At 30.4% G+C, this 26,632-nt stretch carries 21 protein-coding genes; 12 read left to right on the forward strand and 9 right to left on the reverse strand.

The genetic code is table 11. The annotated features are described in order from the left end of the window. Window positions 1-99: 99 nt before the first annotated feature. Window positions 100-1,185 (reverse strand): glycine cleavage system aminomethyltransferase GcvT, encoded by a 1,086-nt coding sequence (gene gcvT, locus WHD08_RS01880; RefSeq protein WP_208889437.1) that lies wholly within the window; start codon window positions 1,183-1,185, stop codon window positions 100-102. Between the two features lie 131 nt (window positions 1,186-1,316). Between gcvT and WHD08_RS01885 the strand changes: the two genes are divergently transcribed. Both WHD08_RS01885 and WHD08_RS01890 read left to right on the forward strand, forming a co-directional pair. Further along, entirely contained in the window at window positions 1,317-2,948 is a 1,632-nt protein-coding gene (locus WHD08_RS01885) for an aminopeptidase P N-terminal domain-containing protein (protein WP_208889436.1), read from the forward strand. A gap of 5 nt (window positions 2,949-2,953) precedes the next feature. After that, a complete protein-coding gene (locus tag WHD08_RS01890; protein ID WP_208889435.1) occupies window positions 2,954-3,175 on the forward strand; it encodes a VF530 family DNA-binding protein in 222 nt (73 codons plus the stop codon). Between the two features lie 694 nt (window positions 3,176-3,869). Here WHD08_RS01890 and WHD08_RS01895 read toward each other — a convergent pair. Further along, window positions 3,870-4,553: an SIR2 family NAD-dependent protein deacylase gene (locus WHD08_RS01895; protein ID WP_208889434.1), complete on the reverse strand. Its 684-nt coding sequence runs from the start codon at window positions 4,551-4,553 to the stop codon at window positions 3,870-3,872. A gap of 70 nt (window positions 4,554-4,623) precedes the next feature. On the opposite strand from WHD08_RS01895, the gene WHD08_RS01900 reads away from it, so the two are divergent. Continuing rightward, the gene (locus tag WHD08_RS01900; protein ID WP_208889433.1) at window positions 4,624-5,301 is read left to right on the forward strand and encodes a TrmH family RNA methyltransferase; all 678 of its coding nucleotides are present in this window, start codon (window positions 4,624-4,626) and stop codon (window positions 5,299-5,301) included. Window positions 5,302-5,388: 87 nt separating this feature from the next. Here WHD08_RS01900 and WHD08_RS01905 read toward each other — a convergent pair whose 3' ends face one another. From WHD08_RS01905 to WHD08_RS01925, 5 genes are all read right to left on the reverse strand, one after another. Further along, window positions 5,389-5,757, reverse strand: coding sequence for a DUF4258 domain-containing protein (locus WHD08_RS01905; protein ID WP_208889432.1), 369 nt, complete (start codon window positions 5,755-5,757; stop codon window positions 5,389-5,391). 55 nt (window positions 5,758-5,812) lie between these two features. Then, the gene (locus WHD08_RS01910; RefSeq protein ID WP_208889431.1) at window positions 5,813-9,649 is read right to left on the reverse strand and encodes a choice-of-anchor L domain-containing protein; all 3,837 of its coding nucleotides are present in this window, start codon (window positions 9,647-9,649) and stop codon (window positions 5,813-5,815) included. Window positions 9,650-9,714: 65 nt separating this feature from the next. Beyond that, a complete protein-coding gene (locus tag WHD08_RS01915; protein ID WP_208889430.1) occupies window positions 9,715-10,911 on the reverse strand; it encodes an alanine dehydrogenase in 1,197 nt (398 codons plus the stop codon). 7 nt (window positions 10,912-10,918) lie between these two features. Next, window positions 10,919-11,326: a tRNA (adenosine(37)-N6)-threonylcarbamoyltransferase complex ATPase subunit type 1 TsaE gene (gene tsaE, locus WHD08_RS01920; RefSeq protein WP_208889429.1), complete on the reverse strand. Its 408-nt coding sequence runs from the start codon at window positions 11,324-11,326 to the stop codon at window positions 10,919-10,921. Between the two features lie 306 nt (window positions 11,327-11,632). Further along, a complete protein-coding gene (locus tag WHD08_RS01925; RefSeq protein WP_208889428.1) occupies window positions 11,633-13,186 on the reverse strand; it encodes a bifunctional response regulator/alkaline phosphatase family protein in 1,554 nt (517 codons plus the stop codon). A gap of 269 nt (window positions 13,187-13,455) precedes the next feature. Here WHD08_RS01925 and WHD08_RS01930 point away from each other — a divergent pair, with 269 nt between their 5' ends. From WHD08_RS01930 to fabG, 9 genes are all read left to right on the forward strand, one after another. After that, window positions 13,456-14,679, forward strand: coding sequence for an HD domain-containing protein (locus tag WHD08_RS01930; RefSeq protein WP_165731128.1), 1,224 nt, complete (start codon window positions 13,456-13,458; stop codon window positions 14,677-14,679). Between the two features lie 45 nt (window positions 14,680-14,724). Beyond that, complete coding sequence (gene lpxD, locus WHD08_RS01935; RefSeq protein ID WP_165731129.1) at window positions 14,725-15,768, forward strand: UDP-3-O-(3-hydroxymyristoyl)glucosamine N-acyltransferase; 1,044 nt, start codon at window positions 14,725-14,727, stop codon at window positions 15,766-15,768. Next, entirely contained in the window at window positions 15,761-17,152 is a 1,392-nt protein-coding gene (locus WHD08_RS01940) for a bifunctional UDP-3-O-[3-hydroxymyristoyl] N-acetylglucosamine deacetylase/3-hydroxyacyl-ACP dehydratase (RefSeq protein WP_165731130.1), read from the forward strand. Before lpxD ends, WHD08_RS01940 begins: the two co-directional genes overlap by 8 nt. Before the next feature lie 3 nt (window positions 17,153-17,155). Then, complete coding sequence (lpxA, locus tag WHD08_RS01945) at window positions 17,156-17,941, forward strand: acyl-ACP--UDP-N-acetylglucosamine O-acyltransferase (RefSeq protein WP_165731131.1); 786 nt, start codon at window positions 17,156-17,158, stop codon at window positions 17,939-17,941. Window positions 17,942-18,034: 93 nt separating this feature from the next. Continuing rightward, window positions 18,035-18,601, forward strand: coding sequence for an elongation factor P (gene efp / locus WHD08_RS01950; protein ID WP_165731132.1), 567 nt, complete (start codon window positions 18,035-18,037; stop codon window positions 18,599-18,601). A gap of 73 nt (window positions 18,602-18,674) precedes the next feature. Then, window positions 18,675-19,595 carry a UDP-3-O-(3-hydroxymyristoyl)glucosamine N-acyltransferase gene (locus WHD08_RS01955; RefSeq protein ID WP_208889427.1) on the forward strand — a complete coding sequence of 307 codons (921 nt, stop codon included), beginning with the start codon at window positions 18,675-18,677 and terminating at the stop codon, window positions 19,593-19,595. A 179-nt stretch (window positions 19,596-19,774) separates the two neighbouring features. Beyond that, window positions 19,775-20,647 (forward strand): succinate--CoA ligase subunit alpha, encoded by an 873-nt coding sequence (gene sucD / locus WHD08_RS01960; RefSeq protein WP_165731134.1) that lies wholly within the window; start codon window positions 19,775-19,777, stop codon window positions 20,645-20,647. Window positions 20,648-20,754: 107 nt separating this feature from the next. Further along, window positions 20,755-23,724 (forward strand): M16 family metallopeptidase, encoded by a 2,970-nt coding sequence (locus WHD08_RS01965; RefSeq protein ID WP_208889426.1) that lies wholly within the window; start codon window positions 20,755-20,757, stop codon window positions 23,722-23,724. A gap of 100 nt (window positions 23,725-23,824) precedes the next feature. Beyond that, window positions 23,825-24,568 (forward strand): 3-oxoacyl-[acyl-carrier-protein] reductase, encoded by a 744-nt coding sequence (fabG, locus tag WHD08_RS01970; RefSeq protein ID WP_165731136.1) that lies wholly within the window; start codon window positions 23,825-23,827, stop codon window positions 24,566-24,568. Window positions 24,569-24,929: 361 nt separating this feature from the next. On the opposite strand, the gene hxpB is transcribed toward fabG, so the two are convergent. Next, window positions 24,930-25,592 carry a hexitol phosphatase HxpB gene (hxpB, locus tag WHD08_RS01975; RefSeq protein ID WP_208889425.1) on the reverse strand — a complete coding sequence of 221 codons (663 nt, stop codon included), beginning with the start codon at window positions 25,590-25,592 and terminating at the stop codon, window positions 24,930-24,932. Next, the gene (locus WHD08_RS01980; protein WP_340833311.1) at window positions 25,592-26,329 is read right to left on the reverse strand and encodes an NUDIX hydrolase; all 738 of its coding nucleotides are present in this window, start codon (window positions 26,327-26,329) and stop codon (window positions 25,592-25,594) included. Before WHD08_RS01980 ends, hxpB begins: the two co-directional genes overlap by 1 nt. Window positions 26,330-26,632 lie beyond the last annotated feature (303 nt).

Here is a 26,632-nt window from a genome sequence, read left to right on the forward strand (position 1 = left end):
TTACAGACAACTATTTTTCTGCTTGAGTACAGTTTAAATTTTATTAATTATAATATATAATTATAAATTTCTCGACTGCACTCGAACGAACATATTATTTTATCCTTTGTAAAAAGGAAGTTTTACAATTGTTGCAGGAATCGCTTTTTTACGAACCTGAATATGTATTTGTGTACCTACTTTAGATAAAATTCTTGGTACATAACCCATTCCGATTCCTTTTTGTAAACAAGGACTCATAGTACCAGAAGTAACTTCACCAATAACGTTTCCGCTACCATCTACAATATCATAACCATGTCTTGGTATTCCTCTTTCATCAAGTTCAAAAGCAACCAATTTTCTTTCTGGTTTGTGTTCTTTTTCTTTTGCTAACGCTTCTGCATTTACAAATTCTTTGGTGAATTTTGTAATCCAACCTAATCCTGCTTCAATAGGAGATGTTGTATCGTTAATATCATTTCCGTACAAGCAATATCCCATTTCTAAACGCAAAGTATCTCTTGCCGCTAAACCAATTGGCTTAATTCCAAAATCTGCTCCAGCTTCAAAAACTTTGTTCCATATTTGTTCAGCTTCTTCATTTTTACAGTAAATTTCAAATCCGCCAGAACCAGTATAACCCGTTGCAGAAATTATTACATTCTCAATTCCGGCAAAATCACTAATTTTAAATTTATAAAAAGGAATGCTTGCTAAATCAACAGAAGTTAAAGATTGCATTGCTTCTATAGCTTTAGGACCTTGAATAGCTAATAATGAATACCCCTCAGATAAGTCTCTTAAATCTGCATTAAACTCCTCATTATATTTAGAAATCCAGTTCCAATCCTTTTCAATATTAGAAGCATTTACGACAAGTAAATACGTGTTTTTCTTAATTTTATAACAAATTAAATCATCTACTATTCCGTTATCTTCATTAGGGAAACAGCTGTATTGTGCATCTCCAATCTCTAGTTTAGAAGCATCGTTAGAGGTAACTTTCTGTATTAAAGGCAATGCATTTTCACCTTCCACTAAAAACTCTCCCATGTGGCTTACATCAAAAACACCAACGGCATTTCTAACAGTTAAATGTTCTGCTGTAACTCCTTCGTATTGTACAGGCATGTTGTAACCAGCAAAAGGAACCATTTTAGCACCTAAAGCAACGTGAATATTATTTAATGCAATATTTTTCATGTATAGATTTCTTAAATTTCAGCTAAATTATTGAAAAAAATGGAATTATCTATCACGAATACTTTGTTAATATTTTTACCTAGAAAATAATAAATGTTACTTTTGAAATTCTCAATTATAAAACCACCCTTATGAAAGTTTTTAACTTTTTATTTGTCACTTTTTTGCTATTTACCTTAAATAGTATTGCGCAAACTCCTACAGATTATTTACCAAAAGAATTTCATAAAGAAAGACGTGCTATTTTACGTTCTAAAATGCCAAAAAACTCTTTGGCTGTTGTGTTTGCAAACCCTGTAAGAAACAGAGCAAACGATGTAGATTATGTATTTCATCAAGATCCAAATTTTTATTATTTAACCGGTTATAGAGAGCCAAATGCAGTTTTAGTATTGTTTTCTGAGTTTCAAACAGATGAAAAAGGAAATTCTTATAACGAGGTTTTATATGTACAAAAAAAGGATGCGAGAGCAGAAATGTGGTACGGAAAACGTTTGGGGGCAGAAAAAGCAGCAGCAGAATTAGGTTTTAATACCACAATGAATGCAGAAGATTTTATAGCGTCACAAATTGATTTTAAGAAATTTGATAAGGTTTTTATTACAGAATTTAAGGATGATTACAGAAATTCATCTAGAAATAATGCAGAGATTTATGATTTAGTAACAAGTTTTAAGGAAAAATCAGGTTTTAATGATATTCAATTTTCATCTAAAAACCTAGAGAAGGCATATAATCAGATTGCAAATGTTCCTGATAAAAATATGATTGAGCTTTCTAAAAAGATAAATGAAGATCTTACTCGTTTTCCAGAGTTACAAAACGACCAATTAATTACCAATTTTGCAAAAGCAAAAAATGATAATGAATTAAAAGATTATCAGAAAAAAATCTTCATAAGGTTAATCGCTAAAAAGAATAATAACTTCAACTTTTACTTTATAACCAATACTTTAGCAACCATGAGAGAGGTTAAAACTGCTGAAGAAGTGAAGTTACTAACCAAAGCAGTGCGAATTTCTGCTGTTGGACAAATAGAGGTGATGAAGGCAATGAAACCGCACATGTCGGAAACGGAATTGCAAGGAATTCATGAATTTGTGTACAAAAAATATGGGGCTGAATACGAAGGATATCCGTCTATTGTAGGTGCCGGAAATAACGGTTGCATTTTGCATTATATCGAAAATAATAAAACTAAAGTTGGCAACGATTTAGTTTTAATGGATTTAGGAGCGGAATATAGAGGATACACAGCGGACGTAACGCGCACAATTCCTGCCAACGGAAAATTCACAAAAGCACAAGAAGAAATTTATAATATTGTCTATAAAGCGCAAGAAGCAGGAATTGCCTTGTATAAAATAGGTGAACCAATGAGTGCGCCAAGCATGGCAGCGATTAAAGTGATTAATGAAGGCTTGTTTCAACTCGGAATTATAAAATCTATCACCGAAAGACACAACTATTTACCACATGGAGTATTGCATCATATTGGTTTAGATGTGCACGATCCAGGAAATTATAATAACTTTGAAGAAAATATGATTGTTACTATGGAACCCGGAATTTATATTCCAGAAGGTAGTAATTGCGATAAAAAATATTGGGGAATAGGTATTCGAATAGAAGATGATATTTTAGTGACTAAAAAGGGTCCTATAAATTTATCTGAAGAAGCACCCAGAACCGTTAAAGAAATAGAGGGAATCATGGCGAAAAAATCTGTTTTAGATGATTTTGTATTGCCAAATTTAGATTAATAATTATGAGCACAGAACAACCAAAAAATCCGTTACACGGTATAAAATTAGCCACTATGTTAGAAGAACTTTTCTTAGAATATGGTTGGGAGGAATTAGGATACAGTTTAAATATAAACGCCTTTAAAAATAATCCAACCTATAAGTCTTCTTTAAAATTTTTAAGAACCACACCTTGGGCAAGAGAAAAAGTAGAGCAGTTTTACTTAAAAAACATGATTGATTAATATTTATTAGAAGCTATTTCCTGCTTTCACTACTCGCTTTTTTTACTGCTAGTTCTCGATACAAATTTGCTCATTCTTCACAAATTCACTCGAACTGACAGTAAAAAAGAGCTCAAACATACCGTTCAATCAGGGCTAGACTTGTTTGCTGACTTTTAGTGTTTAATTAGTTGCTTTTAAATCTCAATAAAGCAGTAAGTATAAGTATTTTTACACAGTTTGTCATTTCGACCTTTTGGGAGAAATTGCATAAGGATGCTTCGTTTTGTGGTTTCACTGTTATGAGATCTCTCAATCGTGAAAAAGGCTAACTTCGAAATGACAGGCGTTAGAAGTTAAAACAGTCAGTTTTGTTATTTCGTCCTTTTGGGAGAAATCGCATAAGGCTATGCAATTTTGTAAGTCTATATTTGTTAGATTTCTCATTAGTTTATCTTGAGCAAAGTCGAAAGGCGAAAAAACTCATTTCGAAATGACAATCGTTAGAAAATAAAGGATAAACAAATTATAAAAACTAAAATTTGACTAATTAGTTTTATTCTAAGTGTTATTGGATATTTTAAAAATATCATTCCGAATGCTACTGAAATCAAAAGATATTTTGATTGAAAGTAGCTTGCGGAGCTAAAAAAAGAGGAATCTAAATACATCTAGTTATAATGACAATTACAATCAGCAATTTTGAAAAGTTGATTTAACCTTTCAATAACTCCATCAGTTTTTCTGTTCCAACACTAGCAACTTCCTCAATAATGGTTAAATTATTAAAACGCCCCTTAGAAACCGCAGGTTTAGGATCTATAAAATAAATAGGAGTATTCGGTTTTATATAATCTACCAAACCAGCAGCTGGATATACCTGCATAGAAGTGCCAATAATCACCAGAATATCTGCTTTTTTAGTGATTTCGATAGCTTTATCTAACATCGGTACCATTTCTCCGAACCAAACAATATGAGGTCTTAATTGACTTTTGTTAGGACATAAATCTCCTAAAATTAAATCTTTTTTCCAATCTATAACCATATTTTCATCAATAGAACTTCTCACTTTTAAAAGTTCTCCATGTAGATGCGTTACGTTTTTACTGCCTGCACGTTCATGTAAATCATCTACATTTTGTGTGATAATTTCTACATTAAAATCCTTTTCTAAAGCCACTAAATTTTCGTGACCTTTATTTGGTGTAACTTCTAACAGTTGTTTTCTACGTTCGTTGTAAAAGTTTAAAACTAATTCAGGGTTTGCAGCATAACCTTCCGGAGAAGCAACATCCATAACATTATGTCCTTCCCATAATCCGTCTGCATCTCTAAATGTTTGTATCCCGCTTTCTGCGGAAATTCCTGCTCCAGTTAAAACAACTAATCTTTTCATTAGAAAATCCGTTTTTGTATTTTTATAAAATATTAATGAAGGTAAAAATAATAAAATTAAGTTTGTATTTATGATTGATGAAAAACTATTAAATTACTTTGAAACCTATTTAACAGATAAAAGAAAAAACCTTTTTAAAAAGGTTTTAGAAGATAGAACGCGTCATTTTTCGGTGGTTTTAGAAGATATTTTTCAACCTCATAATGCAAGTGCCGTTATTAGAACCGCAGATATTTTTGGAGTACAAGATGTGCATGCCATAGAAAATAAATATACCAATAGAGTTTCTAGGCATGTTGCAAAAGGTTCTCAAAAATGGGTGACTTCTAGACGATATAAAAAAGACGGAGATAACACCAAAGCTTGTTTAGATAATTTAAGAGAACAAGGATATCAAATTATAGCAACAACGCCACATAATGATTCTTGTTTGTTACAAGATTTTGATGTTACTAAAAAATCTGCATTTGTATTTGGAGTAGAAGCAGAGGGAGTTTCGGATTATGTAAAAGAACAAGCAGACGGTTTTTTAAAAATACCAATGGTAGGTTTTACAGAGAGCTTGAATATTTCTGTTGCTGCCGCTATTATTTTACAAGACGTAACCACAAAATTAAGAAGTTCTTCTGTAGATTGGCAATTAACTAAAGAAGAAAAAGATGTTTTATATTTTAATTGGGTTAAGAAAACGATAAAAAATGTAGATAAGATTGAGAAATATTATCATGAAAATTTAAAAACTGAATAAAAAAAAGTCCTTTCTATTTTAATAGAAAGGACTTTTTTATTAAGAAGTATAGATCGTTTTTGTCAATTTATAGATAAAAAAATATGATTACTCCACTATTATTTTTTCAATAGTAGCGGTAGATTCGCAACGTTTCACTAATAAACTTACTTTTTCTAAGTCTTTAGTCCCTGTAATATAATATTCAGGGCAAGGTTCTTGTCTTGGTTTGCTTTTTCCAAAATCAACATCACCTGTATGTAAAATAGTATTTATTTTTAAGGAATCAATATCAAATTTATGCATTGCGTTTTTGGCATCATCAGAATATAAACGCTCTTTAATTCTGATAGACTTTAGTGTTCTAGCATCCATTCCATAATCAAATGTAGCTTGTTTCTTTTGCCAGAAAAAATACACAGCAACAGAACCTAATGATAAACCGACTAAATAATATCCTATTCGTTTAATGAGCATTGTATAATTTTAAAGTGCAAATTTAAGCCTTTTAATCAGTTTTAAATAATATTACTTATTTTCTTATTAAAGAAAAATGTGATCTAAAAATAGCAGGGTTTCCATCTACATTTGTATAATTTAATATATACCAATAATCTGTACTTGGCATTTTATTTCCGTTACTACTTGAACCATTCCAACCTTCTCCACTCGGTTTTATGGTTTTTATGTGTATACCAAATCTATCAAAAATATCTATGGTTGCTGTTGGGTCATCTTTTAAATCTGTAATATTCCAAGTATCATTAGTTGGGTTAAAATAAGTAGGATTATTTAAGGCTGTAAACTCAATTTGTATATCATTACAAATCGTAGTAAGATCTCTAACTGTTACTGTATAAATACCAGGTTTAATATTTTGAAATATATTAGAAGTTTGAAAATTCACAGCATCTAAAGAATAGGTATAGTTACCTAAACCTTCATTAATTGTTACAATTTCTATAGCATATAAATCAGAAAAGTTATCTGATAAGAAATTAACCTCAAATTCTGGATTAGAACTTTCTATAACTACTTCTATTGGACTGTAATCACAATCATTAATATTAATTGGGTTTATTCTTGTAGCTTCTATTGTGTAAGTTCCTGTTTTTACAGCGCTCCAATTAGCAACAGAAGTTGTGTTTAATTGATCACCTTCTAAGTACCATTTTACATCATAAATGCTTGTATCTATGTTTGATTCTATTAAAAAAGGATTATTGGTTTCGTTAGTAGTTGGGTCAATACAAATAGCACCACCTTTTGCATAAATCTCTAATAGAGGATATACTGTAATTGAAAAACTACCATCTGAATAACAATCTGGGTTTTCTGTAGGATAAGCACGTACATGGATTGTTTGTGTTCCTGCATCTGTTATTGTATATTCTGTTGGAAGTATTAAATCTGTTCTATTTAAATCTCTGTAATATTCTACAGTTATATCTGGGTTAGTGATGCTAGGTAATATTAGAGAACCACATTTTTCAAGATCATCTACAACTCCTAAGTCCGTTAAATTTGGTTCGTAAAAAACATTAACTTCAAAAAAGCTTAAATTTTGACAAGGAAAAAATCTAGTATCATCTCCAATAATATATATGGTCTGAGTTGTTGTAATTTTATCTCCAGCATTTAAAAGTCCTGTTTTATTTGCATTTGTATAATAATTTCCAGGTTTTACTAGTGGAATTAATGTGTAAAATTCACAAGCTTTTACATCATCAAGTTCATCTACCTCTATATTTAAAATAGTTACTGTAAAATCTTTTTGATTTGCACAAGTTGTAATTTCTGTATCTTGATTATAGATAAAAATCTGTTGAGTTTCTTCTATAACATCACCAGGAAACAATTCGGTACCTTGTCCGTCTGCTTGCGTAAAAAACTTTGCTCCAAAACTTAATGTTGGTAAAGTATAAGGTTCACATACAGAAAAACTAAAAATAGTTTGTATTGTTGGTAGTGGTTTAATTGTAACTCTAAAACTTGTTTCATTATCACAACCAGTAGTTGCGTTTTTATTATATATATAAATTGTTCGTGTGCTGTTTATTGTATCACCTGCAGATAATGGTGTACCTGTACCATTTCTGCCTGTAAAGTAATTACCATTAACTAAAGTTGGTAGTATTGGCAAATCATCTATACAATTTGTTAAATCTGGTAATTGATCTACTTCTGGTAGTGGGTTAATTGTAATTAAGAACTCGTAGCCTGTACAATTAGTGCTAGTTGTTACCTCGTCTGCATAATAATAAACTGTTTGTGACGCTGTAATAACTGTTCCTGATGGTATTATAACACTACGAGTGCTATCTGTGTAATACTCTCCAACACTTTTATTGGGTAATATGTAGTTATCACAAGATGTAACATCTATAAAATCATCAGGATTTATAATTGTTATTTTAAAAAACTCATCACTTTGTTTTTCACAGCCAGATTCTTCATCTATATTATAGATGTATAAATTTTTACTAGAAGTTATTATATCACCTGCAAAAAACTCAGTACCAGTTCCTAGGTTTCCTGTAAAATACCTTCCGTTTGTTAAAGGTGCTAATGTTACAGGGTCACAAGTAACTATGTCTGTTAATGTATCTATTAGAGGTAAGGGAGTAATGGTTAATTCGAATTTCTTTTCACTACAAACTTCACCATTTAACTCAGAATAAAAATATACAGTTGTATCTGCTGTTAAATCTGTACCAGGTACAATTTCATCTACTCCATTTTCGTTTTTATAAAACTTTCCTAAAGGAGTACTTGGTATTTTAAAAAACTCACAGTATTTTAAAGCTATATCGAAATCATTGGCAATATATACTTTAAAAGAACTTTCTTCGGAACAATCATTTGCATTGTTATTGAATATATATATAGTCGTATTATTTACTGTAATAGGAGTTCCAGCATCCAATTTTGTTCCTTGTCCTTCTGATTGCGTATAATATTCACCATTTGTTAGTGTTGGTAATATATATTCTAAACAGACATAAGCATCTGGTAAGTTGTCAACTAATGGTAAAGGGTTAATGCTAACATTAAAACTAACAATATCAAAACAATTAGTGCTGTTTATAGATACTCTAGCCCAAAGTGTAAACGTATTAACTGTTGTTTGATAATTTGTAGGGTTTGGTATTGGGTTTGCATTACTGTTAGCATCGCTCTCAGTAGTAAAATAAGAAATAGAATAATTAGAAGGATCTACACTGTCTAATATTTGTCCCTCTACTTCATTTGGTATATTAATAATAGTATCATTACTACAAATATTAACATCTTCAGGTTGTGTTGCATTAATAGTGGTTATTTCTATGTTGTCTCTTAATAGACAAGTTGCATCTGTTAAAGATGTAATTGTTAAACCATATGTACCAGGACTATCAATAATTATTTTTGTTCCGGTTTCAGTAGTTAAAGGAGTATTATCTTTTGTCCATACAAAGTTAAAATTATCTGTTTTTAAAAAACCAGAATCGACAGTAATATTTTCACCATTGCAAAGTTCTTTATCTTTTCTTAAATCTAAGGTATTGTTAAAGCTTCCGGCTTCTATAAAAACAGCAGAGTCAAAATCAGAATTACCATAATCTCCAATAACAAACTTTATTTTATATTCATTGTTTGGAATTACGTCGGTAGAAGCAGTTAAAACTTTACTAAACCCCCTCATATTTATGTTAGAGCTTGTAGTTGGAGTCGCGTAATATGTATCAAATAAAGCTTCATTGTTAGAGCTACATAAAATATTATTAGAAGTATTTCTTATATTTTTAACTGATACATTTGTATTATCAGGAAGAGTTGTTAGGTTAAAAGATTCTCCTGTTTCTATATTTGTTAATATAATTGCAAAAAGGTCTCTACCTTCACACTGAAATTCTCCATATTCATTAGATGCAAAAATATATTTGAAACTAAATTTTTTACCAACAGGAGTAAAGTTAAACTCTAAAGAACCTACATCGGTTATATCAGATGTGCCTCCTTCAGCATTGCTAATTGCTTGTAAATTTGAATCTCCTTTTACAGTTATTTCACTACTTAATTTAGTATTGGTAAAAGGTCCTTCTGTATCTTTAGCATTACCTGTTCTTATAATAATTCCTTCTGAAATAGGAAAATCTCCACCGTTATTATTAAAAGTGGCAACAGATTTACTTGAAGAAATTCCAACATTAGAGAGGTTGATACAAGAATTATCTATAAGTTGATTAGCAAGTTCTTCTGCTGTTTTGGTATCATCTATAGTTACTGTTTGAGAAAAAATAGAAGATGTAAGTAGTAACGTAGCAACAAAAATGATAGATTTAAAAAACCTATTTGGGTTACTTGTTTTAAAAGTTAAATGTTTCATACTAATAAATATTTATAATAGAAAAATATTGATGTTATGAGGGAAGGTTAATTTGAGGGGGAAGGTTAAATAATTAATAAATTAATATCTCTAAACGGTAAATCAAACCAATCGGCAACTGTTTTGTTCGTAAGAATTCCGTGATAAAAATACATTCCGTTTCGTAAACTTTTATCAAAACGAGCGGCGTTTTCGAAACCACCTTCTTCAGCAATATTTAATAAATAGGGGGTAAAAATATTACTAATAGATAAAGAAGCTGTTCTTGCATAACGAGCAGGAATATTAGGTACACAATAATGTACAACCCCGTGTTTTATAAAGGTAGGTGTTTTATGTGTAGTAACATTAGAGGTTTCAAAACAACCACCTCTATCTATACTAACATCTATAATTACAGCTCCTTCTTTCATGGTTTCTACCATTTCTTCTGTAGCGCAAATGGGCGATCTATTTTTTCCTCTAATAGCTCCAATTGCTACATCTGCACGCATTAATGCTTTTGCAACCGATTTTGGCTGAAGTGTAGAAGTGTAAATTGGTGCACTTAAAGAATCTTGTAATTTTCGTAATTTACTAATAGAATTATCAAAAACTTTTACTCTTGCACCTAAGCCAATAGCGGTTTTTGCTGCGTATTCACCAACTGTTCCAGCACCAAAAATAACCACGCTAGAAGGTGGAACACCGCCAATGTTACCTAATAAAAGTCCGTTTCCTTTGTTAATTCCACTCATTAGTTCTGCCGCAATTAATACAGAAGCGGTACCAGCAATTTCACTTAAAGATTTTACAATAGGGTAGGTATTATGGTCGTCTTTTATATAATCGAAAGCAACGGCAGTAATTCGTTTTTTAGACAAACACTCAAAGTATTTTTTATTTTGAGTTTTTAATTGTAGCGAAGAAATTAGAATTGTTTGCGGATTCATATATTCGATTTCACTTTCAGTGGGTGGAGCAACCTTTAAAACAATATTGCATTTAAAAGCTTCTTCTACATCGTAAGAAATTTTTGCACCTGCTTCAGAATATTCTCTATCGGCATAATTTGCATGGTCTCCAGCACCTGTTTCTATGACAACTCTATGTCCGTGAGCACATAATGCAGAAACGGCATCTGGAGTTAAACAAACTCGTTTTTCACCTAAATAGGTTTCTTTTGGCAAACCAATAAATAGTTCTCCTTTTTGCCTTTTAATTTCCAACATTTCTTCTTGCGGAAGCAATTCTTCTTTACTGAAAGGAGAAAATGAACTCATAGTTAGGTTATTTTAGTTGAATGTTTCGTTGTTCGTCATTTGAAATAGTCAAATAAATTTGAACAGCCTCTAAAGGTAGTAAATTTTCTATATTTTCTGGCCATTCTATTAAACACCAATCATTATTATCTAAATATTCTTCAATTCCCATGTCTAACGCTTCTTCCTCGTCTGTAATTCTGTAAAAATCGAAATGGAAAACTTTTTCACTATTTGTAGTCTGATATTCATTAACTAAAGAAAAAGTAGGAGAGGAGATGTTGTCTAAAACACCTAATTGTTTGCAGATTTCTTTAATAAGAGTTGTTTTACCAACGCCCATTTGCCCGTAAAATAACAATGTTTTATTTTCTGCGGATGTAATAATCTCTGCTGCAACTTCAGATAAATCTTCTAAAGAGTAATTTTTTTTCATAAAGACAAAAATATAAAAAGTATTCAGTAATCAGTTATTGTTTACAGTCAATAATATTTAAACTTTATAAATGAAGTAGGAGAGACTATATTTGTATTGCTCAATTTGTTAAATGAAAAAAGTCTGACAAGTAGTTTAAATCTGTCAGACTATTTTTATAATTAATTGTGTTAGCAAACAAGTTTAGCCCTGATTGAAAGGTTTGTTTGAGCTCTTTATTGCTTTTTTAGGCAATAAAAGCGAGTAGTGAAAGCAGGAAATAGCTTCTAATAATTGAAACCATATAACTTTTACTGCTGTTGTAAACTACTTTTGCTTCGGACTATAAACGGCACATGGAATAATAACTTCTTCTAAAGAAACTCCACCATGTTGATACGTGTTTTTGTAGTATTTAACAAAGTGATTAAAGTTATTTGGGTACGCAAAAAATAGGTCTTCTTTGGCAAAAATAAACGGACTATTCATAGCTACAGTTGGTAAGAAAATGTCTTTTGGATTTCTTACTGCATAGACATCTTTATCTTCGTAAGAAAGACTTCTACCTGTTTTATAACGTAAATTGGCACTAATATTTTTATCACCAACTACCTTTGTTGGGTTTTTACAATTGATGGTTCCGTGGTCTGTGGTAATAATTAATTTCTGACCTAATTGTTGTGCTTTTTGTATGATTTCGAACAATGGTGAGTTTTTAAACCAGCTTAACGTAAGACTTCTGTATGCCTTATCGTCTCCTGCCAATTCCTTTATAACCTCCATTTCAGTTTTAGAATGAGACAACATATCTACAAAATTATACACCACAGCTGTTAAGTCGTTTTGTTTGGTTCCGTTATAGTTATCAGCTAATTCTTTACCGTTTTTTAAGGTGGTTATTTTATAATATTCGTGTGTAATATCTAAACCTAAACGTTTTATTTGTGCCGTTAAGAAATCATTTTCAAACAAATTCATTCCGCCTTCATCAGTGTCATTTTTCCAGAAATTTGGATGACGTTTTTCCATTTCAGAAGGCATTAATCCAGAAAATATTGCATTTCTAGCGTACTGTGTTGCTGTTGGTAAAATAGAAAAATAAGAATGCTCTTGATCCTTTTTGTAATGATTGTTTATTAAAGGCTCTAAAATTCTATATTGATCGTAACGTAAATTATCTATTACAACCCATAAAACTCCTTGGTCTTTACTTAATTCTGGCACCACATAGTTTTTAAAAAGTGTGTGAGAAAAAGTAGGTTTATCGTGTGCTGTTAGAAAATCTTCATAATTTTTTTTGATGAATTTAAAAAACTGACTATTGGCTTCTTGTTTTTGACTTTCTAAAATTCCTAACATTCCAGGGTCGCTAATATTCTCTAATTCTAGTTCCCAATGCACTAGTTTTTTGTAAAGATCTATCCATTCTTCATAAGAATTTACCATGGCTAAATCCATAGAAATTTTTCTGAATTCTTGTTGATAGTTAGAAGTGGTTTTTTCTGATATTAAACGAGAATGGTCTAAATTCTTTTTTAAACTTAATAAAATCTGACTAGGGTTTACAGGTTTTATTAAATAATCTGCAATTTTAGAACCAATTGCTTCTTCCATTATATATTCCTCTTCACTTTTTGTAATCATAACAACAGGCAAATTTGCGTGTATTTGTTTAATTTCTGCAAGTGTATCTAGTCCTGTTAATCCAGGCATATTTTCATCTAAAAAAACGATATCAAAATTTTGTTCACCTACTAAATCAATAGCATCTGCACCATTGGTAGAAGTAGTTACTTTATAATTTTTACGTTCCAAAAAAAGAATGTGCGGTTTTAATAACTCTATTTCATCATCTACCCATAAAATTTGTATACTGCTCATATTTTTGTTTATCATTTTAACAATTAAGTATAAAAGTAATTAAAAGTTATACTTTTTAGGTTTTAAAAATGATAAAATATTGCCAATTTTGGGATATCTATTAATAAATGAATTCGTCATTTATTAATAGAAATAAGACTATTAATCTTATTTTATTAGCAAAGTTTCTTTTTTCTAAATATAATTGCTTTCAGAAAAAACTAAAACTTTAAATTTGCTAGTACGTGGCATTAATTTGTAATTTGCCATAGATTGATAAAAACACTCATTTGAAGAATAAAAAACATAATAAATTAAAGATTTTGAACGATCCTATATATGGGTTTATACAAATACCAAATACTTTAGTTTTTGATTTAATAGAACATCGTTATTTTCAACGTTTAAGAAGAATTGCCCAAATGGGGTTTTCTAACTTGGTATATCCAGGAGCTAATCACACCCGTTTTCATCATGCCATTGGTTGTATGCATTTAATGCAAAAAGCAGTAAGAGTTTTACGTTTTAAGCAAGTAGAAATTTCTGAAGAAGAAGAAAATGGTTTGTATATAGCAATTTTATTGCACGATATTGGTCATGGAGCTTTCTCGCATGCTTTAGAGCATAGTATTGTAAATGGCATTTCTCATGAAGAAATTTCATTAAAATTTATGAAAAAGTTAAATGATGAATTTAACGGAAAGTTAGATGTAGCCATCGAAATATTTGAAGGAAAATATCCTAGAAAGTTTTTGTGCAAGCTTATATCGAGTCAATTAGATATAGATCGATTAGATTATTTAAAACGTGACAGTTTTTACACAGGTGTTACAGAAGGTAATATTTCTTCGGATCGGTTAATTGCTATGATGAATGTAAAGGATGATGAATTGGTTATTGAAGGTAAAGGGATTTACTCTGTAGAAAACTTTTTAATTGCCAGACGTTTAATGTATTGGCAAGTATATTTACATAAAACAGGTTTGGTAGCAGAAAATATGCTGGTTAATGTTTTAAAAAGAGCAAAAGAATTGGCAGATAATGGAGTAGAATTATTTGCAAGTACTTCTTTACGTTATTTTCTATATAAAAAAATATCGCAAGACAATTTTACTGATGAAACTTTAGAAATGTTTTCTAAACTGGATGATTATGATGTAATGTCTGCCATAAAAGAATGGACAAATCATAGTGATAAAATTTTATCTTTATTATCTAAGATGATTGTTGATAGAAAATTGTTGCGTATAGAAATTCAACAAAAGGAGTTTGAAGTTGCAAAATTGAATAAAAAAATAAATAAAGTTTCAAAAAAATTGGAGCTTTCAGAAAACGAAGTAAAATATTTTGTTTTCACCAAAAAAATCGAAAATCAAGCATATCAGCAAGAAAAACCTATTTTTATTCTGAATAAAAAGGGAAAACTAAGAGATATCGCCAAAGCGTCAGATCAATTAAATCTACAAGCGCTTACAAATCCGGTAATAAAATACTTTATTTGTTATCCAAAATAGAATGAGATTAGCCAAATCACTATAAATTTTATATTTTTGCGCTTAATGAAATTTACAGCACAACAAATAGCAGATATTTTAGAAGGTGACATCGTTGGTAATTCTGATGTAGAAGTTTCTAAATTATCTAAAATAGAAGAAGGAGAAAAAGGTTCACTAACCTTTCTCTCTAACCTAAAATATAAATCTTTTTTATATTCTACAAATGCATCTGTAGTTATTGTTAACAGTACTTTTGTCCCAGAAAAAGAAGTGAATGTAACACTAATAAAAGTAGAAAGTGCTTATGAAGCTTTTTCTAAAATATTAGCATTTTACAATGAAGTTAAAAATAATAAAATGGGCAGAGAAAATCCTCATTTTATTTCTGATTCGGCAAAAATTGGTGTTAATGAGTATATTGGTGCCTTCTCTTATATTGGAGAAAATGTGGTTTTAGGAGAAAATGTAAAGGTTTATCCAAATGCTTATATTGGTGATAATTCAATTATTGGTGATAATTGCGTTATTTTTTCTGGAGTAAAAATTTATTCTGAAACAATTATAGGTAACAATTGCAAAATTCATTCTGGGTCTGTTATAGGTGGGGATGGATTTGGTTTTGCACCAGATAAAAACGGAGTATATACTGCAATACCTCAAATAGGTAATGTTATTATAAAGGACAATGTAGATATTGGTTCTGCTTGTACAATTGATAGAGCCACTATGGGATCTACAATTATACATGAAGGTGTTAAGTTAGACAATCAAATACAAGTAGCCCATAATGTAGAAATTGGGAAAAACACCGTAATTGCAGCTCAAACAGGTATTGCAGGTTCCACTAAAATAGGTGAAAATTGTATGATTGGGGGACAAGTAGGTTTTGCAGGTCATATAACAATTGGTAATAATGTAAAAATATTAGCCCAAGCAGGTATCTCTAAAAGTTTAAAAGATAATGAGATGGTAAATGGTTCACCTGCATTTAAAATACAAGATTTTAATAAAAGTTCGGTTTATTTTAGAAATTTACCTAAAATAGCATCGAAAATTAGCAATATAGAAAAAGAGTTGAAGTCTCAAAAACTGATAATAAATGAGTAAAAAGCAAAAGACAATTCAGAAAGAGGTAAGTTTATCTGGCGTAGGTATACACACTGGTAACACTGTAAATATGACTATAAAACCTGCACCTGTTAATCATGGTTTTGCTTTTAGCAGAATAGATTTAGAGGGAGCGCCAATTATTGAGGCAAAAGCAGAGTATGTTGTAAATACACAAAGAGGAACTAACCTAGAACGCAATGGAGTTCAAATTCAGACTTCAGAGCATGTTTTGGCTGCTGCTGTCGGTTTAGATATAGACAACCTTTTAATAGAATTAGATTCTTCAGAACCACCAATTATGGATGGTTCTTCTAAATATTTTGTAGAAGCATTAGAAAGTGCGGGTATACAAGAGCAAGATGCAGATATAGAAGAATATGTAGTAAAAGAAATTATTTCTTTTAAGGATGAAGTTACAGGTAGCGAAATTATTTTAATGCCATCAGATGAATACCAAGTGACAACTATGGTAGATTTTGGAACTAAAATATTAGGTACGCAAAACGCAAATCTAGAAAAGATTTCTGATTTTAAAACAGAAATTGCAGATGCTAGAACGTTTAGTTTTTTACATGAAATAGAAATGCTTTTAGAGCACGACCTTATTAAAGGTGGTGATTTAAACAATGCTATTGTGTATGTAGATAAAGAATTGTCTGCAGCAACCATGGAAAAATTAAAAACTGCATTTAAAAAAGATAATATAGCTGTTAAGCCAAACGGTATTTTAGATAACCTTACTTTACATTGGGCTAATGAAGCTGCAAGACATAAGTTATTAGATGTAATTGGAGATTTAGCTTTAGTTGGTATTAGAATTAGAGGTAAAGTTATTGCTAATAAACCAGGACACTTAATTAATACTTCATTTGCAAAGAAATTAGCAAAAATTATTAAGCAGGAAAAAAGAAATAACGTTCCTCAATACGATTTGAATTTACCTCCTTTAATGGATATTCATCAGATTATGGATGTGCTACCTCATAGACCTCCATTTTTATTAATTGATAGAATTTTAGAGCTTTCTGATACACATGTTGTTGGTATGAAAAATGTAACCATGAACGAAAACTTTTTCGTGGGACATTTTCCAGGATCACCTGTAATGCCAGGAGTTTTACAAGTTGAAGCAATGGCACAATGTGGTGGAGTTTTAGTTTTACACACGGTTCCGGATCCAGAAAACTATCTAACTTACTTTATGAAGATGGATAAAGTAAAGTTTAAACAAAAAGTTTTACCTGGAGATACTTTAACATTTAAATGTGAGTTAATTACCCCAATAAGAAGAGGTATTTGCCACATGCAAGCGTATGCTTATGCGAACGGAAAAATAGTTGCAGAAGCAGAATTAATGGCTCAAATTGCTAGAAAAAAATAAACTATGAATCAACCTTTAGCGTATGTACATCCGCAAGCAAAAATAGCAAGAAACGTAGTAATAGAACCTTTTACTACCATTCATAATAATGTAACCATTGGTTCTGGAACTTGGATTGGATCTAACGTAACTATTATGGAAGGTGCTAAGATTGGTGAAAATTGTAGAATTTTTCCAGGAGCAGTAATTTCTGCAATTCCACAAGATTTAAAATTTAATGATGAAGAAACTACTGTAGAGATTGGTAATAACGTTACTATTAGAGAATGTGTTACTATAAACAGAGGTACTTCAGACAGAATGAAAACCAAAATTGGTGACAATTGTTTAATTATGGCGTATTGTCATATAGCACATGATACCTTTGTTGGTGATAATTGTATTTTTTCTAATAATACAACCTTAGCAGGTCATGTTACTATTGGAGACAATGTTGTTTTAGCAGGTATGGTTGCAGTGCATCAATTTGCATCTATAGGAAATCACTCTTTTGTAACAGGTGGTTCTTTGGTAAGAAAAGATGTTCCTCCGTTTGTAAAAGCTGCAAGAGAACCGCTTGCTTATGTAGGTATTAATTCTGTAGGATTAAGAAGAAGAGGCTTTTCAACAGAAAAGATAAGAGAAATTCAGGATATTTATAGGATACTTTTTCAAAGAAATTATAATAATTCACAAGCAATTGATATTATAGAAGCAGAAATGGAAGCAACTCCAGAACGCGATGAGATTATTCAATTTATTAAAGAATCTCATAGAGGAATTATGAAAGGTTATTCTAAAGCGAACTAACTTTTTATAGTAAAGTATCGTTTATAAAGCTTAAAAATAAAATTAACAACTATTGCTTATAGTAAATAACTAAAGGCAAACATCCAATAAAATATGGCAACAACATCAGATATTAGAAACGGATTGTGTATTAGATACAACAACGATATATATAAAATTATAGAATTTTTACATGTTAAACCTGGTAAAGGACCTGCATTTGTAAGAACAAAATTAAAAAGTGTTAGTAACGGTAAAGTAGTCGATAATACTTTTCCTGCAGGTAGAAAAATTGAAGATGTACGTGTAGAAACTCATAAATTTCAGTTTTTATATCATGATGGTGAATTTTATCACTTTATGAATGAAGCAGATTATACACAAATTCGTTTGTTAGAAGCAGCTTTAGATAATCCTGGATTAATGAAGGAAGGAGAAATTGTTACTATTATCATCAACTCAGAAGATAATATGCCACTTTCTGTAGATTTACCAGCAAGTGTAATTTTAGAAGTTACCCATGCAGAACCTGGTGTTAAAGGAAACACAGCTACAAATGCAACAAAACCTGCTACAGTAGAAACAGGAGCATCTGTAAATGTACCATTATTTATAAATGAAGGTGATAAGATTAAGGTAGAAACTACAAAAGGAACGTATCAAGAACGTATTAAAGAGTAAAAAAGTTGGCAGTAGGCAGTCTTCAGTAAACAGTATGACTGAAAACTGCCTACTGAAAACTGCCTACTAAATTATGAAATTCCAAAAACCACAAACGCTTCAGCAAATAGCAACACTAATAGATACTACATTTATTGGTGATGAAAATTTCGAGATTTTAGGAATCAACGAAATTCATGTTGTAGAAAAAGGAGATATTGTTTTTGTAGATCATCCTAAGTACTATGACAAGGCGTTAAATTCTGCTGCAACCACAATATTAATCAACAAAAAAGTTGATTGCCCGGTTGGAAAGGCATTATTAATTTCTGAAGATCCTTTTCGTGATTTTAATAAAATTACAAAATATTTTAATCCTTTTATAGCAGCGAAAGCAAGTATTTCTGAAACCGCTATTATTGGAGAAAACACAGTAATACAGCCCAATGTATTTATTGGAAACAATGTTTCTATTGGTAAAAACTGTGTAATTCATCCTAATGTAACTATCTACGATAATTCAGTTATTGGTAATAATGTTACTATACATGCGAATACGGTTTTAGGAGCAGATGCATTTTATTATAAAAACAGACCAGAAGGATTTGATAAATTGATTTCTGGTGGTAGAGTAGTTTTAGAAGATAATGTAGATTTAGGAGCATCTTGTACTATAGATAAAGGTGTTACAGGAGATACAACTATTGGAAAAGGTACAAAAATTGACAATCAAGTTCATGTAGGTCATGATACTAAGATTGGAAAAAAATGTTTAATAGCTTCACAAACAGGTATTGCTGGTTGTGTAATTATTGAAGATGAAGTAACAATTTGGGGACAAGTTGGTACAAATAGCGGAATTACCATAGGTAAAGGCGCTATAATTCTTGGTCAAACAGGAGTTACAAAATCTGTTGCGGGAGGAAAAAGTTATTTCGGAACTCCAGTTTCAGAATCAAGAGAAAAATTAAAAGAAATGGCAGAAATAAAACGTTTTTTAAAAGATAGAAAGTAATCTTAATTGTTTTTTTTCGAGAATTAAAACTCATAAAAACATTAAGACTATCTTGTTCTAAAAAATAAAGGAGCTTAAACATATAATTATTACTTTTTTATTGATAATAATTTGTTTGAATCCTTTTTTAGAAACTATCAATAAACTATTTTTGTGTAACAAAATAAAATATCAAACCAATGAGTGTTTTAGTAAATAAGAATTCAAAAATTATTGTTCAAGGTTTTACAGGTAGTGAAGGTACTTTTCATGCTGGTCAAATGATTGATTATGGAACGAATGTAGTTGGAGGGGTAACTCCAGGAAAAGGAGGTCAAGAGCATTTAGGAAAACCAGTTTTTAATACTGTAAAAGAATCTGTAGATGAAGTAGGAGCTGATACTTCTATTATTTTTGTACCACCAGCATTTGCTGCTGATGCAATTATGGAAGCTGCAGACGCAGGAATTAAAGTGATTATTTGTATTACAGAAGGGATTCCTACTGCAGATATGGTAAAAGTAAAAGCTTATATTGATGGTAGAGACTGTAGATTAATTGGTCCTAACTGTCCAGGTGTAATTACGCCAGACGAAGCTAAAGTTGGTATTATGCCAGGTTTTATCTTTAAAAAAGGTAAAGTAGGTATTGTTTCTAAATCAGGAACTTTAACATATGAAGCAGCAGACCAAGTTGTAAAACAAGGATACGGAATTACAACTGCAATTGGTATTGGAGGAGATCCAATTATTGGAACTACAACAAAAGAAGCTGTTGAATTATTAATGAATGACCCAGAAACAGAAGCAATTGTAATGATTGGTGAAATTGGTGGTAATTTAGAAGCAGAAGCTGCACAATGGATTAAAGCTGATGGAAACAGAAAACCAGTTGTTGGTTTTATAGCAGGTCAAACTGCACCAGCAGGAAGAACAATGGGGCACGCAGGTGCAATTGTTGGTGGAGCTGATGATACAGCACAAGCAAAAATGAAAATTTTAGCAGAAAATGGAATTCACGTTGTGAGTTCTCCAGCTAAAATTGGTGAAATGATTGCAAAAGTCTTAAAATAATTAGATTTCTATTGAAAAACTGATAAAGTTTTCTAATAAAATAGCATAAAAACTCCGATGAATTTGTAAATTCATCGGAGTTTTTTATTTCAACCAAAATTAAAATTATGAAAGAGCTTAAAATGTTATGTATTAGCTTTTTGTTAGTTACAGCTGTAAGTTGTAATACTAACACTAAGAAAGAAAAGGGTTATCAGGTAACTTCACAAAAAGATACCAATGGGTTATCTTATGAAATTGTAGAAAATGATCCAACAGGTTTACGTTTGTACACTTTAGAAAACGGATTAAAAGTCTATTTAAGTCAGAATTCTGATGAACCCAAAATTCAAACTTATATTGCTGTTAGAGCAGGTTCTAATTATGATCCAAAAGAATCTACAGGTTTGGCACATTATTTAGAGCACATGGTGTTTAAAGGAACTCATAAAATAGGTACTGCAGATTGGGATAAAGAAAAAGAATATTTAGAGAAAATTTCTGATTTGTATGAACAACACAGAATCGAAAAAGATGAAGACAAGAAATTAGCGTTGTATAAAGAAATTGATAAAGTTTCTTTAGAAGCTTCTAATTATTCTGTAGCTAATGAGTATGATAAAATGACAGCGTCATTAGGAGCAACAGGTACCAATGCTTATACCTGGTTTGAGCAAACAGTATATACCAATAAAATTCCTGCGAACGAACTAGATAAATGGGTAGATTTAGAAGCAGAACGTTTTAGTACGCTAGTTTTACGTTTATTTCATACGGAATTAGAAGCTGTTTTTGAGGAGTTTAATAGAGGACAAGACAACGATTTTAGAAAACGTTACGCTGCTATGTTAGATGGTTTATTTCCAAATCATCCTTATGGACAACAGACAACTATTGGTACAGCAGATCATTTAAAAAATCCTTCTATGGTAGACATTCATAATTACTTTAACAAGTATTATGTTCCGAATAATATGGCGGTTATTTTAGTAGGTGATTTTGAGTTTGAGCCAACTATTAAAAAGGTAAATGAGAGCTTCGGTAAATTTGAAAGGAAAGAATTACAACATCCAACATTGGCAAAAGAAGCTAAAATTACAGCGCCAATAGTTAATGAGGTTTTTGGACCAACATCAGAATCTATTTCTATTGCCTACAGATCTGAAGGAATTAATAGTGAAGAAGAAAAATTGGTAACGCTTTGTGATATGATTATGGCAAACGGAAATGCCGGTATTATCGATTTAAATTTAAATCAGAAACAATTGGTACAAAGAGCAAGTTGTTCTCCAACTTTTTTAAATGATTATGGTTATCATTCTTTTACAGGAACACCTAAAACAGGACAAACTTTAGATGAAGTTAAAGAGTTATTATTAGATCAGATAGAAAAATTAAAAAACGGTGAGTTTGAAGATTGGATGATTGAAGCAGTTGTAAATGACTTAAAATTGAGTCAAACTAGACAATATGAAGACAATTCAGCTTTAGCTGATACTTATGTAAATGCTTTTATATATCAACAAGATTGGTCTAAAAGAGTTCAGTTTTTAGATGATTTAAAGAAAATATCAAAAGAAGAATTAGTAGCTTTTGCTAAGAATTTTTACCAAGAAAATTATGTAGTTACTTATAAAAGAAAAGGAGAGGATAAGAATATTGTAAAAGTTGCCAATCCTGGTATTACTCCAGTTCATTTAAATAGAGATAAAAGTTCTGAGTTTATTACAGCTTTTAATAAAGTTGATTCTAAACCTTTACAACCTAAGTTTGTAGATTATAAAACGGCAATTAAAGAGTCTGAAACAGCAAACGGAATTAAAGTTTCTTATGTTTTAAATGAAAAAAATGATTTGTTTGATATGAATATCATTTTTGATATGGGAAGTGATAATGATAAGAAATTGTCTTTGGCAGCAGGTTATTTGGAATACATTGGTACAGATAAATACACCAACGAAGCACTTAAAAAAGAATTTTACAAATTAGGAATTTCTTATTACGTAAGTACTGCAAATGATAAAACCTATGTTGGTTTAAATGGATTAAAAGAAAATTTACCACAAGGTTTAGAGTTATTAGAACATCTTTGGGATAACGCTAAAGCGGATAAAGAAGCGTATGGTAAATATGTAGAAAAAATTTACAAAGGACGTCAGGACGGAAAAACGCAAAAAGGAAATATTCTTTGGAATGGTTTGATGAATTATGGTAAATATGGTGAAGATTCTCCGTTAAGAGATATCATGCAAATTGATGAGTTAAAAGCAATCAATCCAGAAGAGTTAGTTACCTTAATTAAGGATATGAAAAATTATAAACAACGAATTTTTTACTACGGAAAAGATGTTGATGCTGCCGTAGCTTCATTAAATACACATCATAAAATATTTGGAGATTTAAAAGAATATCCTGTTGCAAAAGAGTATAAAGAAACAGAGACGGGGAATAATGTGTTCTTTACAGATTATGATATGGTGCAAACAGAATTAATGTTTTTAGCAAAAGGTGATGCTTTTAATCCAGAAAATATAGCAGCTTCAACATTGTTCAATACCTATTTCGGAAGCGGTTTATCATCGATTGTATTTCAAGAGATAAGAGAGTCTAAATCTTTAGCTTATTCTGCTTTTGCTTCATACAGCAACGCTTCTAAAAAAGATTCTCCAAATTATGTAATGGCTTATGTGGGGACACAAGCTAATAAATTGGAGCAAGCGGTAGATGCTATGATGGAATTAATGAATGATATGCCAGAAGCCGAAAAACAATTTGAAGCAGCAAAAGAAGCTACTTTAAAACAATTGGCAGCGCAAAGAATTACAAAATCTAATATCTTTTGGTCTTATGAAAGGTTACAAAAATTAGGAATTGACAATGATAATAGAGAAGCAATGTACAATACCATTAAAGAGATGACCATGGAAGATTTAAAGGATTTCTTTAATAATAATATTAAAGGAGAGTCTTATAATGTAATGGTTATTGGTAATAAAAAGGATTTAGATGTAGAATCTTTACAGAAACTAGGAAAAATAAAAGAGCTAGAAATAGATTATTTATTTAACTATGTAGATGAACAGGAAGTAAAATTATAAGATTTTCAATATTCTTTTTAACTTATAAACTCGTAAACTAAATTAGTTTACGAGTTTTTTAATTTTAGTATCTTTGCTTTTTTAAAAATAAAGACTTAATATGAAATTATTAGAAAATAAATCTGCTATCATTACTGGTGCAACAAGAGGTATTGGACGTGGAATTGCTATTGAATTTGCAAAGCAAGGAGCAAATGTTGCTTTTACATATAGTTCTTCTGTAGATGCAGCAAATGCTTTAGAAGAAGAATTAAAAGCTTTTGGAGTTTCTGCAAAAGGATACCAATCTAATGCTGCAGATTTTGATGCTGCTCAAGAATTAGCAAAAGAGGTTTTAAAAGAATTTGGAGCTATAGATATTTTAGTAAATAACGCAGGTATTACAAAAGATAACTTGTTAATGCGTATTTCTGAAGACGATTTTGATAAAGTAATTGAAGTAAATTTAAAATCTGTTTTTAATTTAACCAAAGCTGTTATTCGTCCAATGATGAAACAAAGAGCGGGTTCTATTATTAATATGAGTTCTGTAGTTGGTATTAAAGGAAACGCTGGTCAAACAAATTATGCTGCTTCAAAAGCTGGTATTGTTGGTTTTTCTAAATCGGTTGCTTTAGAGTTAGGGTCTAGAAATATTAGAAGTAACGTAGTTGCTCCTGGTTTTATAGAAACAGAAATGACAGAAAAATTAGATGAAGCAACAGTGCAAAGCTGGAGAGATGGTATTCCTTTAAAAAGAGGAGGACAACCAATAGACATTGCAAATGCATGTGTATTTTTAGCTTCTGATATGAGTGCTTATATTACAGGACAAACTTTATCTGTAGATGGAGGAATGAACTAAAGTAAACACTTTATAAATTATAAAAAAGCTTCAATACTGTATTGAAGCTTTTTTTTATGCTCTGATTTTAGATAACTCTATTTGGGGGATTGAAACTATTTTTATGGTGTTCGTTTGTTTTAATATTAAAACATTCTCTGTTGGGTTTAATAGTAACTAATTAATACTAATTTAATTTTATGATATCGCTAAAACAATTGAAAATTTAAATGTCTTATTGAGCTTGTCGAAGAATATTCAGTAGCCAAACTAAAGTCTTCAACAAAACTTATGCTGGGTAAAGGGCAAAGTGTTCAGACAGATATATCGTTTTTATATATAAACAGTCAAAAGCTTAAAGCGACTTTAAATAGTTAAATTGTTATAATGTCTGCTCTGTAAGGGGTTTTAAATAACTAATAACATCTAGCATTGAAGTATAAATGTTATTGGCCAATGTAAATCTTGGGTCATTTTTATCTTCAGGAATTACAATAGTATTCATACTAGCAGCCTTTGCAGCAATTAAACCTGTAACACTATCTTCTAAAACCAAGCAATTTCCAGGAATTACTTTTAATAATTTTGCTGCTTTCAGATAAATAGCCGGATGTGGTTTTCCGTACTCTTCATCGTCTGCACTACAAACTACCTTAAAATAAGAAGCGATATTCAATCTGTTAAAAACTGCATCGATGATAGGTTTGCTAGATGATGTTGCTAAGGCAATATTAAAATTGTTTTTTGTTAAATAATCTAACAATTCGAATAAGCCTTTTTTAGCTTTTCCTTTATCAGTAATTAGTTTAGCTACAGCTGTAATAATTTCTTTTTCTAAACTTTTAGGATTTATAGATAATTGGTATAATTGACACCAAGTGAGTGCAACATCATCTATCCGTTTACCCATGGTATTTTTAATACAATCTTCTACAGTAACAGTTACATTGTAAGTGGATAAAATTTTTATTTGTGCTTGTCGCCAAAAAGGTTCAGAGTCTATGATAACTCCATCCATGTCAAAAATAAAAGTGTTTAATATCATTAAATGTTGATTAAGTAATTTTTTTGAAACATTTTATTGTAAATGTCTTTGCTAAACATATACAACTGTGCTGGTTTTTTAGAAACTCCAACTTGTTTTTCGTCTAAAGGAACCAAGTATTTTTTATTGATTAATTTTCTTCTAAAATTCCGATTATCTATTTCTATTGCCAATATAGATTGATATAAATCTTGTACGTCATTTATGGTGAATTTATCTGGTAATAATTCAAATATAATTGGCTCTTGCAAGCATTTGGTTTTTAAATCTTCATATGCTTCCAAAATAATTTGTTTATGATCAAAACCTAATTCTGGTAAATCGTTAATCGAAAACCATTGTGCTTTATATTTATTATTTTCGATAGCAACATCTTCTGTTTTTAGTAAAAAATAATAAGCAATTGTAATGGTTCTTAAGTTGAATTCCTCATTTTGAATCCATAATAAGTCTTTTTCATTCGTCAATCTGTTCGGATCACCAAAAGCTCTAAATTGTTTTTTATATAAATTGGTAAGTCCAGTTAATTCTTTTAAAACTCTAGAAGCAGAGTCGTCTAAAGTTTCATCTTCATAGACATGATACCCCGTTAATACATAATCATCAACAAGTACTTTATTATCAGACTTAGATTCTAAATATCGTTTTATTAATAAAACATTTAAAGATTTGGTATCTGTATCATATCCAAAAACGACACAATCTACCGATATATTTGATATTTTCTTGTTGTTCATAATCTTATTTATAATGTAAAGTTACTCTTTTTTTTTAATTATTTTAAATAAACGTATTTATTACGTATATAATTATTTAAAATATTGAAAATGATTTATAACTTCTTGATATAGCGGTTTTACTGATAAAATCAATACTTATGATATTAATTTAACATAGATTAAGGAGAATATAGAATATTTTTTTTACTTTTTTTTTGTTTTAGTAAAAGTTTTTTATTTACATTTGCTTATCAAACGTCATTTTGACGTTTTATTTTAAAAGTATGATATTAAGATTTAGAACTATTTAAGATATAAGTA

This window comes from Polaribacter sejongensis (genome assembly GCF_038024065.1).
GTDB classification, from domain to species: Bacteria; Bacteroidota; Bacteroidia; order Flavobacteriales; family Flavobacteriaceae; genus Polaribacter; species Polaribacter sejongensis.